The following is a 13,914-nucleotide window of genomic DNA, read 5'->3' on the forward strand; positions in this document are numbered from 1 at the left end:
GCAATTTGAAAGGATTTGCAGTTTAGTAGACAAGAAACTTTCTCAAAGCAGTTAAGAATCAGACTAGATTAGCCCTGGTTGAAACGACATCCTTTTTTGTTTTTCGCAAAAAAGATATAGTGTAAAGCAGGTATTAGCTAAAAAAAAATTATGGGACCAATTAAGTATTCTAAGGAATATTTAGATATTTATGAGTTTGTAAAGAAACTTTCCATTTTGGATTTTTCATTACATAATCTACAATAAGCGCTGTCATTTTTTCTTTTTTACTCCATTCTGGTTGTAAAAATAACTGACATTTTTTGCCCACTTTTGCAGCTTGTTCTTCAGCAAAATCAAAATCTGATTTGTTATGAATTATCATTTTTAATTCATCTGCCTCTCTATAGTTTTCTGCTAGAGGTAATTTTGTTTTCTTTGGTGAAAGACAAAACCAATCCCATTTTCCAGAAAAAGAATATGCTCCAGAAGTTTCAATATGGGTTTTAATATTATTTTTTTGAAGTAATTCTGTAATATAATCCATAGACCACATTAAAGGTTCACCACCAGTAATTACAACAGTATTTGTATATTTTTTTACGTTATCTATTATTGATTCTGCCATGGTTGGTGGGTGTAAATCTGCATTCCAACTTTCTTTAACATCACACCAATGACAACCCACATCACAACCACCAACTCTAATAAAATAAGCAGCAGTACCTGTGTGAGAACCTTCACCTTGTATTGTGTAAAATTCTTCCATCAAAGGAAGCATAATACCTTTGTCTACTAAATCTTTTGTCTTTTTATCCATCATCTACTTTCTTGCAGCAACCACTTCAATTTCAATTTTTGCACCTGCAACTAAATTGGCTGCAAATGTAGTTCTTGCAGGTAGATTTTCCTTGAAAAAAGAGCGATAAATTCCATTCATTTGAGAAAAATCTTCAATGTCGGCAAGAATAACTGTGCATTTTACCACATCTTTTAGTTCTAGGTTGTGATGATTTAACACATCTTTAATGTTTTCTAAAGTTTGTTTTGTTTCTGCTTCTATACCTCCTTTAACCAATTGACCTGTAGCATGATTTTTACCAATTTGTCCTGTTAAAAAATATAAATTACCAACTTGGACAGCATCAGAAAAAGGTACATTTTTTCTACTTTCTTCATGAGATTTATAATGTTTAACTGTATTTACCTCTTTATTTGTACAAGATAAAATTGTAATCAAACTGATTAGAAATGTTATGGTTGCTTTTATTTTCATAAGGATTTGATTTTCAGTACAAATATAATCACATTTAACATGATATTTTTTATTTATAAACTGCTAATTATCAAACTAATTTTGTAAATTTGCACTCCTTTTTGCGAGAACAGATTTAGAAAAGGAATTAGATAAAACAATTTTTATAAATAGCTCTTGCTGTTTTTATCGTTAAAAATCTGAAAAACAATAAGATACAAATTATTTTAGACATATGTCTGAAGAAACAAAAATTACTGAAGAGCAAGTAGCTTCTGATGTACAAAACGCAGCAACTCCTGCTGTAGAGGAAAAACAAGATCCAAAACAATTTTTAGCTGACTTTAACTGGCACAAATACGAACAAGGTATTGAGGCTGTTGATGAAGAAAAATTAAAAGAATTCGAAGAAGCTTTAAAAGGTACTATTGGTTTTGTTAATGAAAGTGATGTAATTGAAGGAACTGTAGTAAGAATTACAGATAGAGATGCAATTATAGACATTAACTCTAAATCTGAAGGTGTAATTTCGTTAAACGAATTTCGTTACAACCAAAATTTAGCAGAAGGAGATACAGTAGAAGTATTAGTTGACAAAAGAGAAGATTCTTCTGGTCAGTTAGTATTATCTCACAAAAAAGCGAGAGTAATTAAAGCTTGGGAAAGAGTAAACAATGCTCATGAAACAGGTGAAGTAGTTAATGGTTTTGTTAAGTGTAGAACTAGAGGTGGTATGATTGTAGATGTTTTCGGAATCGAAGCATTTTTACCTGGATCTCAAATTGATGTTAAACCAATTAGAGATTACGATCAGTATGTAGAGAAAACAATGGAATTTAAAGTTGTTAAAATCAACCATGAATTTAAAAATGTTGTTGTATCTCATAAAGCACTTATTGAAGCTGATATTGAATTACAGAAAAAAGAAATCATTGGTCAGTTAGAGAAAGGACAAGTATTAGAAGGTGTTGTTAAAAACATTACTTCTTATGGTGTGTTCGTAGATTTAGGTGGTGTAGATGGTTTAGTACACATTACAGATTTATCTTGGTCTAGAATCAATCATCCAAATGAGGTTGTGGAATTAGATCAGAAATTAAACGTTGTAATTTTAGACTTTGATGATAACAAATCTAGAATTCAATTAGGATTAAAACAATTAACGGCTCATCCTTGGGAAGCTTTAGACGATACTTTAAAAGTTGGTGATAAAGTAACTGGTGAAGTTGTTGTTTTAGCTGATTATGGAGCATTCGTAGAAGTAGAACAAGGAGTAGAAGGATTAATTCACGTTTCTGAAATGTCTTGGTCAACTCACTTACGTTCTGCACAAGATTTCGTAAAAGTTGGAGATAAAGTAGAGGCGCAAGTTCTAACTTTAGATAGAGAAGACCGAAAAATGTCTTTAGGTATTAAACAATTACATCCAGATCCTTGGACAGATATTACCACTAAATTCCCTGTAGGTTCTACACATACAGGTACTGTAAGAAATTACACAAACTTTGGTGTATTTGTTGAATTAGAAGAAGGTATTGATGGTTTAGTATACATTTCTGATTTATCTTGGACTAAGAAAATTAAGCACCCATCAGACTTTGTAACTGTTGGTCAAAAATTAGATGTTCAAGTATTAGAATTGGATGTTGAGAACAGAAAATTAAACTTAGGTCATAAGCAAACTCAAGATAATCCTTGGGATGCTCATGAAGCTACATACGCAATCGGTTCTACTCATGAAGGTACTATAAAAGAGAAAAACGATAAAGGTGCTACAGTAACTTTTGCTGATGGTGTTGAAGGTTTTGCTCCAACTAGATTTTTAGAGAAAGAAGATGGTTCTAAATTAGAAAAAGGAGATACTGTACAATTTATTGTTATGGAATTCTCTAAAGAATATAGAAGAGTAGTTGTATCTCATACTTCTTTATTCAAAGAACAAGAGCGTAAGAATATTAAAGCTGCTGCTAAGAAATCTGCAGATGCAGAAAAGACTACTTTAGGTGATATTGGAGGTCTTGCAGACTTAAAAGCGCAAATGGAAGCTAATGCTAAAAAGAAATAATTTTTAGTAAGCTAAAATTTATAAATACTAAAAACCGTAGCAATTTTGCTACGGTTTTTTTTATTGCAATAAACTTAAAGAAAACTTAGTATTTGTTATATTTGATGATATACCTACATACAATGAAAATCAAACTTATATTTTTTATAACACTTTCTTTTCTTTTAATACAATGTTCACCTAATGATGAGATAGAGCAAAAAATAGATCCTACTGCTTATTGGGGTGATAATCCTTGGCCAGAAATTCGTAAAAAACGTATAAATACTTTATTGCCAAATGCTTTAAAAGAAGCAAATGTAGATGCTTGGTTAGTAATTTGTAGAGAAAATAATAACGACCCTTTAGCAGATCATGTTGGAGGAGAAAATGCAGGAGGTACAGCTGCATTTCTTTTTTATAACGATAAGAGTGATAGTTTTCATTCAATTGTATTTTCACCTTCAGGAGAATCTACTGCTCTAGATGAATTAGATATTCATGAAAATGTTGTACCAGTCGAAAGAGGAAAATCTGCAATAGAGCAAGCTGTATCATTTATTAAAGCTCAAAATTTTAATAAAATAGCGATAAATTCATCTAAATCTAATTCAACTGCAGATGGTTTAACATATACGCAAAGAACTGAATTAGAAAACTTTTTAGGTAATGATAAAGAAAAGCTAGTCTCTTCAACAGAGGTTGTTTATAATTGGTTATCTATAAAATTACCTGAAGAAGTTGAAATATTAACAAAAGCAGCAGAATTAACTGCTCAATTTCAAATAGAGGCTTATCAACAAGTAGTTTCAGGTGTTTCTACAGATGCAGAAATTGCAAAATTTCTGAAGCAAAAAATGGCAGAATATGGAGTTAAGGATGGTTGGGCACCAGCACAAAATCCTAATGTAAATTCAGGTCCAGATAGAGGTCATTCTCATGCAACAGATAAAGTTATTATGCCTGGAGATGTTATTCAAATAGACTTTGGAATTAAATTGTATGACAGATGGGTTTCTGATATACAACGTTTTGCTTATGTTTTAAAAGAAGGTGAAACAGAAGCTCCAAAAGATATTCAGTTTTATTGGGAAAGTGGAAAAGCAGGTAGTAGAGCTGCTTTAGCAGCTATGAAGCCTGGGATAAAAGGAGTAGATGTAGATAGAGCTCAAAGAGTTTTAATGGAGCAGGCTAAAAGTGAATATGTAATGTGGTCTACAGGACATCCAGTAGGATATGTAGCACATGATGTTGGTCCTAATTTAGGAGGTTCTCAAGCATCTCATGTTAGACCTGCCTCGCAAAAAGAACTAAAAGAAGGTATGACCTTTGCTTTTGATGGTTTTCATGCCTGGAAACTCTCTGATGGAACAGAAAAGACAATTTCTGTAGAAGAAATGGCTGTTGTAACTAAAAATGGAGCACGTTATTTAACTAAACCTCAAGAAGAATTAATTTTAATAAAAAGTAAATAAACCTATTGTAAAGTGTTTATTTCAGTATCAATTGCAGAAATCATTCTATCAACATCAGCAATAGATTCATCTACAGTAATTAAATAGTCAGACACTATAATTATTTTATTTTTGATGGCATTTGTTAGCTCTAATTTTACACGAGGCTTTTTTAATTCAGATAAAATATAGTTCTGAATTTCAATATCACTTTTATTTATGTCATTAGATTCTATAAATTTAGATATATCTACTTCAGAATATTTTATTAGAACACTGTAAACTTCTTCGTAAAAAACTTGCTCTTCATTTGTTGAAAACATAAAATCTACTTCATCTGTATTTAGGTAAAAATCTATGATATCTGTAAGTAAATCATAGTTTTCTATTAAGGACACTTTTCCTGATGATATTAATTCTTCATAGGTATTATCAATATTAGGGTATTTATAAGTAGACATTAGTTGGTTAAGTTTAAATGATAAACTGTCTACATTTTCAAATGAATTATTTTTATAATAATCTTTTAAAATTGTTTGAGATAACAATAAAGTTTTCTCAAAACTATTTTTAAGATCTAATAATGTTTCTTTTTGATAAAACATGTCATTTGCAATGTTGTCTAGGTACCAAATTTCTTTTTGTACTTCGTTTCTTTTCTCATTCCAATTACTAAATTGTATGGCTAATAAAATACCTATAACTACCAAAAACACTTCTCCTATAGCATAAAAAATATAATTACTAAGTCTTTTTTCAACAAGAAGTTTTTGTCGTATTTTTTTAAATAAATGAAGCATTAGTTTTAGTTAGTTTTTGTTCAAGATAGTAAATGTAAATAATTAGTTTTTAATTTGTTAGAATATTCTTGAGTTGGTATATATTCATTAGTTAAAATCTCAGAAAAATCTACTTAAATAATTTATATTTGTCTCACTAAAAAAAGAGAATGACACTAATAAAATCAATATCAGGAATAAGAGGAACAATTGGGGGTAAAACTGCAGATAATTTAACGCCTATAGACGCAGTAAAATTTGCATCAGCTTATGGAGCTTTCATTAAAAAAAGAAATCCAAACAAACAAAAATTAACAGTTGTTGTGGGTAGAGATGCTCGTATTTCTGGTAAAATGATTTCTAGTTTAGTGGCTAACACTTTAGTTGGTTTGGGTATAAATGTCGTAGATTTAGGATTATCTACAACACCAACTGTAGAAGTTGCTGTGCCTTTAGAAAATGCAGATGGAGGTATTATTTTAACAGCATCTCACAATCCTAAACAATGGAATGCACTTAAATTGTTGAATGAAAAAGGTGAATTTTTAAATGGTGAAGATGGAGAGCAGATTTTAGCTTTAGCAGAAAGTGAAGATTTTGAATTTGCAGAAGTAGATGATTTAGGAGAATACACAAAAAATAATACTTATTTACACAAGCATATTCAAGAAGTTTTAAATCTAGAATTGGTAGATGCAGATGCTATTAGAAAAGCCAATTTTAAAGTAGTTGTAGATGGTGTTAATTCAACAGGAGGTTTATTTATACCAGCATTATTAAAAGAATTAAATGTAGAGTGTGTAGAATTATATTGTACACCAAATGGACATTTTCCTCACAATCCAGAACCTTTAAAAGAACACTTAACAGATATTTCTGAATTAGTAGTTAAAGAAAAAGCTGATTTTGGTATTGTTGTAGATCCAGATGTAGATAGACTTGCAATAGTTTCTGAAGATGGTTCTATGTTTGGTGAAGAATATACATTAGTTGCCTGTGCAGATTACGTTTTAGGTAGATTAAAAGGTGGTAATACAGTTTCTAATTTATCTTCATCTAGAGCTTTAAGAGATATTACAGAAAAGCATGGAGGAACTTATACAGCCTCTGCAGTAGGTGAAGTAAATGTGGTGATTAAAATGAAAGAAACCAATACTGTAATTGGTGGAGAAGGAAATGGAGGTATTATTTATCCTGAATCTCATTATGGACGTGATTCATTAGTTGGTGTTGCCTTATTTTTATCACATTTAGCGCATCAAAAAGTATCTTGTAAAACGTTAAGAGATTCTTACCCAAGTTACTTTATGAGTAAAAATAAAATACAATTAACGCCTGCAATAGATGTTGATAATATTTTAGAATCAATGGCTGCAAAATATGCCAATGAAGATGTAAACACAATAGATGGTGTAAAAATTGATTTTGCTGAAGAGTGGATTCACTTAAGAAAATCTAATACAGAACCAATTATCAGAATTTATACAGAAGCAAAATCACAAGCAGCAGCAGACGCTTTAGCAGAAAGATTTATAGCAGAAATTAAAGAATTAATTGCGTAATATTTTGAAAACAAAATTCGGCTTATTATTCTTTTTTTTAGTGTCGATAACAATATCAGCACAGAAAAAAGACTTTCCTAGAGTATCTAACAAGGGTAAGATATTTGTTTATTGGGGATGGAACAGAGCCACATATTCGAACTCTGATATTTCTTTTAAAGGAAATAACTACGACTTTACATTACAAGATGTAGTTGCCTATGATAGGCCAACAGATTTTTCTTACAATGATTATTTTAAGTTAGATAGAATTACAATTCCGCAAACAAACTTTAGAATTGGTTATTTTTTAAATGATCACTACACAGTTTCAGTAGGGGTAGATCATATGAAATATGTTGTGCAATCTTATCAAACTGTAAAAATTAATGGAGAAATAAATGCAGGTACACCTTTTGATGGAGTTTATAATAATAATGATATAGACCTAATAAATGAGTTCTTATTGATGGAACATACAGATGGTTTAAATTATGTAAACTTAGAGGTAAAAAGGTTTGATGAAATTGGTCATTTAATTGGTATAAGTGATGAGAATTTACAACTAAATATCACAGAAGGTATAGGTGCAGGATTCTTGTATCCAAGAACGGATATAGCATTATTTAATCAAACAGCAAATGATGAATTTAACGTTTCAGGTTGGGGAGTTTCCATAGGCGCAGGTTTAAATTTAACCTTCTTTAAACACTTTTTTATACAATCAGATTTAAAGTATGGCTATATAGATATGTCTAATATTAGAACCACACAAGACCCATCAGATACAGCATCACAAAGTTTTACTTTCTTTGAAAAAACATTAGTATTTGGGGCAAAATTTAACCTCTTTTAAATAGATTTTGATATGAGTTTAGAGCAGTATTTTTCACAGTTTAGAAAAGAAATTATTGGTATAAATCAAACTTTTACATCTCCTTATGGAGAGCAAAATTTGGTGTATTGTGATTGGACTGCAAGTGGTAGGTTATACAGACCTATAGAAAACAAACTCACTAACGAATTTGGGCCATTTGTTGCAAACACACATACAGAAACATCTACTTCTGGTGCTGCAATGACATTGGCTTATCATGAAGCTAGAAAGATTATTAAAAAGCATGTAAATGCTAATTCTAGTGATGTTTTAATTACAACAGGTTCAGGAATGACAGGTGTTGTAAATAAGTTTCAGAGAATTTTGGGTTTAAAAGTTGCTGAGCATTTAAAAGATCATACAACAATTCCTGAAGAAATAAAACCAGTTGTTTTTGTTTCTCATATGGAGCATCATTCCAATCAAACTTCTTGGTTAGAAACTATTGCAGACGTAGAAGTAGTTCCTTGTGATGAGCATGGTTTATTATGCCTTAAAGAATTTGAAAAATGCATTAAAAAGCATGAGCATAGAGCCATTAAAATTGCTTCCATAACTTCTTGTTCTAATGTAACAGGTATTAAAACAAATTACCATAAAGTAGCTAAACTAATTCATAGTTATAATGGTTTATGTTTTGTTGATTTTGCTTGCTGTGCACCTTATGTAGATATTAATATGCATCCAGAAGATGAGGATGAATATTTAGATGCAATCTTCTTTTCACCTCATAAATTTTTAGGAGGTCCAGGAAGTGCAGGTGTATTGATTTTTAATAAGAAATTATATAAAAATACTATTCCAGATAATCCAGGAGGAGGTACTGTTAGCTATACAAATCCTTGGGGAGAACATGATTATTTTGATGATGTAGAAACCAGAGAAGATGGAGGTACTCCAGCCTTTTTACAAACCATTAGAATAGCACTTTCAATTCAGTTGAAAGAGAAAATGGGTACACAAAAAATAAAGGAAAGAGAAGACGAAATTAATGCAATAGTATTTACTACTTTAGAACAATTAAAAGGTGTAAAAATATTAGCTCCAAATCAGAAAAAGAGACTTAGTATTTTTTCATTTTATTTCGAAAAATATCACTTTAATTTAGTGGTTAAATTGTTAAATGATCGTTTTGGAATTCAAACTAGAGGAGGCTGTTCTTGTGCAGGAACTTATGGTCATTTCTTATTGAATGTTAATCAAGAAACTTCCAATAAAATTAAAAGTCAAATTTTAGAGGGTTGTAGTACAGAAAAGCCTGGCTGGGTTCGTTTATCTTTGCATCCAACAATCACAAATAAGGAGTTAGATTTTGTGTGTACTTCTTTAAAAGAATTATCAGTAAATATAGAAGAGTGGGCTTTAGATTATAGGTACGATGCTACTAAAAATGATTATGTGCACAACACTATAGCTCCAATTGAAAAAGAGCTTGTTAGTTCTTGGTTTTCAATCTAGATTCCTGTAGTTTTTTCCATTCTTCAAATCGATCTTTGTGCTTAAATCTTTTATGAGACCAAAGGTAATTTTCTGGCTGTTTGTGTATATTTTTCTCCGTAATTTCTAAGAATTTTTCAGTTATTTTATAGTCTTCAAACTCATTTGGGTTTTCTGCAATTAGCTCAAATTCAGTCTCATAATAACCTCTTTTAATTTTTTTAGATTTATAATTGATAACTGCCAAATTATATTTTTTAGCTAGCATTTCTGCACCTGTATGTACAGGTACTTTTATTCCAAAAAACTCACACCAATAGAAGGTTTTTTCTACATGAGGAGATTGATCACTTAGCAATATATAAGCACCTTTAACTTTTTCTTCAAAGTTCTTTTTCATCAACTTCATGAAATTTGCTGTAGTTTCACCTTTAACACCAAACTTTTCTCTACTTTCTTTTAAAGTGGTTTCAAAAGTTTCATTTCTTAGTTTGTTGTAGGCTCCAAAAACGTTAGTATTAATTACTAATGGAAGACTAAATGACCACTCCCAATTTGATAAGTGAGCCCCAACTAGTGCTATGCTTCTGCCTTCTTCTACATATTTGTTAACCAACTCTGGGTTTCTATAAGTATACCTTTTTTTTATCTCCTTTTCAGAGATGGTAAAAGACTTTACACTTTCTAAAATGATGTCTGTAAAATGTCTGTAAAATTTCTTTGCGATTTGAGCTTTTTCCTCATCAGTTTTATTAGGAAAAGCGTAAGATATATTTTGTAAAATAACATCTTTTCTATAACCAATTAAGTAGTATAAAATTACATAAAAAAAGTCTGAAATTAAGTACAAAATTGCCATTGGTAATTTTGAAATTAACCAAAGTAGAGGATAGGTTAAATAGAAAACAATTGCATTCATTTATCGAAAAATTTAGCACAAATATCGTGTTTATTTTACAACTTTATTTTTCAATTTTACTTTTTTGTTTTTCTCCCAAATTTCATACTTGTCTTTATGTTTAAAACGTTTGTGAGACCATAAGTAAAATTCGGGTTGTTCTCTAACTAATTGTTCTGTTAGGCTAATATATTTATCTGTAATTTTATAATTTTCAAACTCATTTGGGTGTTCAGCAATTAACTCAAAAGTAGTTTCATAAAACCCTCTTTTTACTCTTTTTGTAGCGCAATTAATGACCACTAAATTAAACTTTTTAGAGAGGGTTTCTGCACCTACATGAAAAGGTACTTTTACCCCAAAAAATTCTTTCCAATAAAGCGTGTGTTCAACTTGTGGAGATTGATCGCTAATTAATAAATATGCCCCTTGAATTTTATTCTTAAAATCACTGTAAATTGCTTTTACAGTTTTCGTAGATTCATAGCATTTAAAACCAAAACGTTCTCTTGATGCTTTTACAGTTTTGTTGAAAAATCGATTACCAATTTTTGTGTAAGCCCCATTAACACAAGTTTTTAAGACTAAAGGCGAGTTTACAGACCACTCCCAATTGGCTTGATGAGCACTTACTAAGGCAATACTTCTTCCTTGATTTATGTATTTGTTTACAAGCTCTGGATTTGAATATTTATAACGTCTTAAAATCTCTTTTTCAGAGATAGAAATAGCCTTAAGTGTTTCTATAAAAAGGTCAGAAAAATGTTTAAAAAATTCTTTTCTAATTCTAAGAATTTCCTTTAGTTTTTTGTCAGGAAAAGCAAGTTTTAAGTTGTCTAAAACTAACTTTTTTCTGTAGCTAAAAATATAATATACAAAAACAAAAATTATGCTAGAAATCACATGTAAAATTCGCATTGGAATTTTAGATATTAACCAAATGATAGGATATAAAAATAGAAAAAATAAATACTGCATATTTTTGTTTTCGTGTACAAATATGATAAATAATATTTAAAATCTTCACGATTTTTACAATCCTATTTTTGCTATTTTTGTATTATGTTAGAAGGAATAAATACAGTAGTCTTAATTGTTATAATTGCAAATGTTATATTTTCTATAAAAGGTTTCGAAGATTATGCTTTTTTAGATAAATATAAGTTTCAAGTGAGTAGGGTGAAAGGTGATGAAAAAATTAGAATGCTTACTTCTGGTTTTTTGCATGTAGATTGGATGCATTTAATACTAAATATGTATGTTTTGTATGCTTTTGGAAATATTGTGATTTCTTTTCTAGGCACCTTGCCTTTTTTAATTATTTACTTTGGTAGTTTGATTGCTGGTAGTTTGTATACTTTACAATATCATAAAAACGAACCCTATTATAGTGCAGTAGGCGCTTCTGGTGCTGTTTCTGGGATTGTTTATGCGTCTATATTACTTTATCCAGGTATGAGTTTATACTTGTTTTTTATACCAGTGCCAATTCCTGGTTATATTTTTGGTGTTGGTTACTTGTTGTATTCTATTTATGGGATGAAAAAACAAGTTGGTAATGTAGGCCATGCAGCACATTTAGGAGGAGCAATTGGTGGGTTTGCATTAACATTATTATTAAACCCTGTATTATTCAATACAAATAGAATGTTCGTTATTCTATTGGCTATTCCTATTATTTTACTTCTGGTATTTAGTGATAAACTAAAAAGTCTATAAACGAAAAAAGACCTTATTATTGCTAATAAAGTCTTTTAGAGCGAAAGACCAGGTTCGAACTGGCGACATTCAGCTTGGAAGGCTGACGCTCTACCAACTGAGCTACTTTCGCATGGTAAAGAGCTGCAAATATAGTATCATTTTTTACTTTTCCAATAATTAATGTAGAAATAATTTTAGCAAGTTGCTATCTGTTTTTATATCAAACTAATACCTTTAGAATATTTTTTATCTGATAAAATTAAATTCATGATTGGTTGCAATTCAAGATTAAAAACTATTATTAATAAGATAGATACTTTAATTTCAATTTATTATTTTGCACATCTAAAATTAGTTGTAATAAAACAGCTTTAATAAATTAGCTATGAAGAAAAAGATTTTACTACTATTTATTTTAAGTATTTCAATTTCTGTTTTTTCACAGTCAACAAATTCATCAGCAGGAGGTAAGGCAACTGGTAATGGATCTGTAACCTACACAGTTGGGCAAAATATTTATACTACGAACATTGGAACCAATGGTTCAGTTTCTCAAGGTGTTCAGCAAAGCTTAGAAATTTTTGTATTAAGTAATAAAGATTTTAAAGAACTAAATTTAAATGCTTTTACCTACCCAAATCCTACCAAAGATAAAATTACTCTAGAACTTTCAAATCTTGAGCAAACCAATTTAAGTTTTACAATGTTCGATATTAAAGGAAGAACTTTACTAAAAGGAGTAATCAAAGAAAAGAATACTAGTATTATTATGAAAGATTATTCAGCTGGAGTATATCTTTTAAAAGTACATCAACAAAATAAAGAATTAAAAACATTCAAAATTATAAAAAAGTAACATGAAAAGAATTTTAACCTTAGTAATTTTAGTATGTATCAGTTTTTCTGCTTTAGGTCAATCACCAGAAAAAATGAGTTATCAAGCTGTAGTTAGAAATGCAGATGGTAGTTTAGTGAGTGAGAAGTCTGTAGGTATGAAAATTAGTATCATAAAAACTTCTACAACAGGTACAATTGTATATTCTGAAACTCATAACCCTACAACTAATACTAATGGGTTAGTTACTTTCGAAATTGGTACAGGAAATGTTGTTAACGGAACTTTTGCAACTATAGATTGGGGTGCTGATTCTTATTTTATTAAAACAGAAACAGATATTGATGGTGGATCTAACTATACTATTTCAGGAACAAGCCAATTCTTAAGTGTACCATATGCACTATATGCTAAAAATGTTTTTAGTGGTAATTACGATGATTTAACAAATAAGCCTAAAGTAACTGAAGTTAAAACATATCAAATAGGCGATTTTGTACAAGGAGGTATTGTTTTTTGGGTAGATGAGACTGAACAACATGGTTTAGTAGTTGCGAATGTAAATCAAAGTGCAGCTATGAGATGGCATGCAGGAACATTTGGTAATACCCATGCAAAGGGTAATGGATTGTATGCAGGTAAATCTAATACTTCGATTATTATACCTTCTATAATTGCGATAGGTGATGATGGAGATAATTTTGCAGCAAGATTATGTAATGATTTACAAATAATTCAAGATGGTGTAACTTATGGAGATTGGTATTTACCAAGCAGACTAGAAATGAATTTAATTTATCAAAGTAGGTCTGCAGTTAATACAACAGCTGCAGCTAATAGCGGAGATAGTTTAGTGAATGATGTATATTGGACATCTACAGAAAGTTCAGATAATAGTGCATATGGTTTAGATTTTTCTAATGGTCAAGAATCAACAATTTTTAAAACCTTTGCAAATTCTGTTCGGGCTATAAGATCTTTCTAAAAAATTATGATTTAATTTTTTTAAAGCTTAAATCAAGTGATCAGTGTTTTATATCATTATATATTAGGTGGTTAATCCCTATATTTAATGGTTGTTTTTTTCGATTCAATTCTTTTTTGTTATTTTCGT

General features: G+C 30.0%; 14 protein-coding genes and 1 tRNA gene (1 of these 15 cut by a window edge). 9 read left to right on the forward strand and 6 right to left on the reverse strand.

Annotation, left to right across the window (positions count from 1 at the left end):
- On the forward strand, positions 1-55 hold the 3' end of the coding sequence (gene cmk, locus LPB302_RS00095; RefSeq protein ID WP_053974331.1) for a (d)CMP kinase. The gene continues 644 nt to the left of window position 1, outside the view; the window shows 55 of its 699 coding nt (coding positions 645-699); the start codon falls outside the window, past its left edge; it ends in the stop codon at positions 53-55.
- A 114-nt stretch (positions 56-169) separates the two neighbouring features.
- Here cmk and LPB302_RS00100 read toward each other — a convergent pair whose 3' ends face one another.
- Together LPB302_RS00100 and LPB302_RS00105 are read right to left on the reverse strand one after the other, a co-directional pair.
- A complete protein-coding gene (locus LPB302_RS00100; protein WP_053975326.1) occupies positions 170-799 on the reverse strand; it encodes a 7-carboxy-7-deazaguanine synthase QueE in 630 nt (209 codons plus the stop codon).
- A gap of 3 nt (positions 800-802) precedes the next feature.
- Positions 803-1,255, reverse strand: a complete 453-nt coding sequence (locus LPB302_RS00105; protein ID WP_053974332.1) for a RidA family protein — start codon at positions 1,253-1,255, stop codon at positions 803-805.
- A gap of 214 nt (positions 1,256-1,469) precedes the next feature.
- Between LPB302_RS00105 and rpsA the strand changes: the two genes are divergently transcribed.
- Both rpsA and LPB302_RS00115 read left to right on the forward strand, forming a co-directional pair.
- Positions 1,470-3,299, forward strand: coding sequence for a 30S ribosomal protein S1 (gene rpsA, locus LPB302_RS00110; protein ID WP_053974333.1), 1,830 nt, complete (start codon positions 1,470-1,472; stop codon positions 3,297-3,299).
- Between the two features lie 122 nt (positions 3,300-3,421).
- Positions 3,422-4,753 carry a M24 family metallopeptidase gene (locus LPB302_RS00115; protein WP_053974334.1) on the forward strand — a complete coding sequence of 444 codons (1,332 nt, stop codon included), beginning with the start codon at positions 3,422-3,424 and terminating at the stop codon, positions 4,751-4,753.
- A 2-nt stretch (positions 4,754-4,755) separates the two neighbouring features.
- Here the strand turns inward: LPB302_RS00115 and LPB302_RS00120 are convergent, their stop codons facing one another.
- The gene (locus LPB302_RS00120) at positions 4,756-5,532 is read right to left on the reverse strand and encodes a DUF6090 family protein (protein WP_053974335.1); all 777 of its coding nucleotides are present in this window, start codon (positions 5,530-5,532) and stop codon (positions 4,756-4,758) included.
- Positions 5,533-5,681: 149 nt separating this feature from the next.
- Between LPB302_RS00120 and glmM the strand changes: the two genes are divergently transcribed.
- The 3 genes from glmM to LPB302_RS00135 are packed head-to-tail and all read left to right on the forward strand — an operon-like array spanning position 5,682 to position 9,387.
- Positions 5,682-7,073, forward strand: coding sequence for a phosphoglucosamine mutase (gene glmM / locus LPB302_RS00125; RefSeq protein ID WP_053974336.1), 1,392 nt, complete (start codon positions 5,682-5,684; stop codon positions 7,071-7,073).
- A gap of 4 nt (positions 7,074-7,077) precedes the next feature.
- On the forward strand, positions 7,078-7,908 hold the full coding sequence (locus LPB302_RS00130; protein WP_053975327.1) for a hypothetical protein: 831 nt from the start codon (positions 7,078-7,080) through the stop codon (positions 7,906-7,908).
- Positions 7,909-7,920: 12 nt separating this feature from the next.
- Entirely contained in the window at positions 7,921-9,387 is a 1,467-nt protein-coding gene (locus LPB302_RS00135; RefSeq protein WP_053974337.1) for an aminotransferase class V-fold PLP-dependent enzyme, read from the forward strand.
- Here the strand turns inward: LPB302_RS00135 and LPB302_RS00140 are convergent.
- Together LPB302_RS00140 and LPB302_RS00145 are read right to left on the reverse strand one after the other, a co-directional pair.
- Positions 9,365-10,285 (reverse strand): lysophospholipid acyltransferase family protein, encoded by a 921-nt coding sequence (locus LPB302_RS00140; RefSeq protein ID WP_053974338.1) that lies wholly within the window; start codon positions 10,283-10,285, stop codon positions 9,365-9,367. The genes LPB302_RS00135 and LPB302_RS00140 overlap by 23 nt on opposite strands.
- Before the next feature lie 30 nt (positions 10,286-10,315).
- A complete protein-coding gene (locus LPB302_RS00145; protein WP_053974339.1) occupies positions 10,316-11,242 on the reverse strand; it encodes a lysophospholipid acyltransferase family protein in 927 nt (308 codons plus the stop codon).
- Between the two features lie 84 nt (positions 11,243-11,326).
- Here LPB302_RS00145 and LPB302_RS00150 point away from each other — a divergent pair, with 84 nt between their 5' ends.
- Positions 11,327-11,983: a rhomboid family intramembrane serine protease gene (locus tag LPB302_RS00150; protein WP_053974340.1), complete on the forward strand. Its 657-nt coding sequence runs from the start codon at positions 11,327-11,329 to the stop codon at positions 11,981-11,983.
- A gap of 39 nt (positions 11,984-12,022) precedes the next feature.
- Here LPB302_RS00150 and LPB302_RS00155 read toward each other — a convergent pair.
- Positions 12,023-12,095, reverse strand: a tRNA-Gly gene (locus tag LPB302_RS00155).
- A 255-nt stretch (positions 12,096-12,350) separates the two neighbouring features.
- Here LPB302_RS00155 and LPB302_RS00160 point away from each other — a divergent pair.
- Both LPB302_RS00160 and LPB302_RS00165 read left to right on the forward strand, forming a co-directional pair.
- Positions 12,351-12,821: a T9SS type A sorting domain-containing protein gene (locus LPB302_RS00160; RefSeq protein ID WP_053974341.1), complete on the forward strand. Its 471-nt coding sequence runs from the start codon at positions 12,351-12,353 to the stop codon at positions 12,819-12,821.
- Between the two features lies 1 nt (position 12,822).
- Positions 12,823-13,785, forward strand: a complete 963-nt coding sequence (locus tag LPB302_RS00165) for a DUF8740 domain-containing protein (RefSeq protein WP_053974342.1) — start codon at positions 12,823-12,825, stop codon at positions 13,783-13,785.
- Positions 13,786-13,914: the final 129 nt, after the last annotated feature.

This window comes from Polaribacter dokdonensis, assembly GCF_024362345.1.
Taxonomy (GTDB): Bacteria; Bacteroidota; Bacteroidia; order Flavobacteriales; family Flavobacteriaceae; genus Polaribacter; species Polaribacter dokdonensis.

Bases quoted from the DNA above. Each gene is read 5' to 3' on its own strand.
- LPB302_RS00140 (WP_053974338.1), bottom strand. From the start codon at position 10,285: ATGAATGCAATTGTTTTCTATTTAACCTATCCTCTACTTTGGTTAATT.
- glmM (WP_053974336.1), top strand. From the start codon at position 5,682: ATGACACTAATAAAATCAATATCAGGAATAAGAGGAACAATTGGGGGT.
- LPB302_RS00105 (WP_053974332.1), bottom strand. From the start codon at position 1,255: ATGAAAATAAAAGCAACCATAACATTTCTAATCAGTTTGATTACAATT.
- rpsA (WP_053974333.1), top strand. From the start codon at position 1,470: ATGTCTGAAGAAACAAAAATTACTGAAGAGCAAGTAGCTTCTGATGTA.
- LPB302_RS00145 (WP_053974339.1), bottom strand. From the start codon at position 11,242: ATGCAGTATTTATTTTTTCTATTTTTATATCCTATCATTTGGTTAATA.
- LPB302_RS00135 (WP_053974337.1), top strand. From the start codon at position 7,921: ATGAGTTTAGAGCAGTATTTTTCACAGTTTAGAAAAGAAATTATTGGT.
- LPB302_RS00100 (WP_053975326.1), bottom strand. From the start codon at position 799: ATGGATAAAAAGACAAAAGATTTAGTAGACAAAGGTATTATGCTTCCT.
- LPB302_RS00150 (WP_053974340.1), top strand. From the start codon at position 11,327: ATGTTAGAAGGAATAAATACAGTAGTCTTAATTGTTATAATTGCAAAT.
- LPB302_RS00160 (WP_053974341.1), top strand. From the start codon at position 12,351: ATGAAGAAAAAGATTTTACTACTATTTATTTTAAGTATTTCAATTTCT.
- LPB302_RS00165 (WP_053974342.1), top strand. From the start codon at position 12,823: ATGAAAAGAATTTTAACCTTAGTAATTTTAGTATGTATCAGTTTTTCT.
- LPB302_RS00115 (WP_053974334.1), top strand. From the start codon at position 3,422: ATGAAAATCAAACTTATATTTTTTATAACACTTTCTTTTCTTTTAATA.
- LPB302_RS00120 (WP_053974335.1), bottom strand. From the start codon at position 5,532: ATGCTTCATTTATTTAAAAAAATACGACAAAAACTTCTTGTTGAAAAA.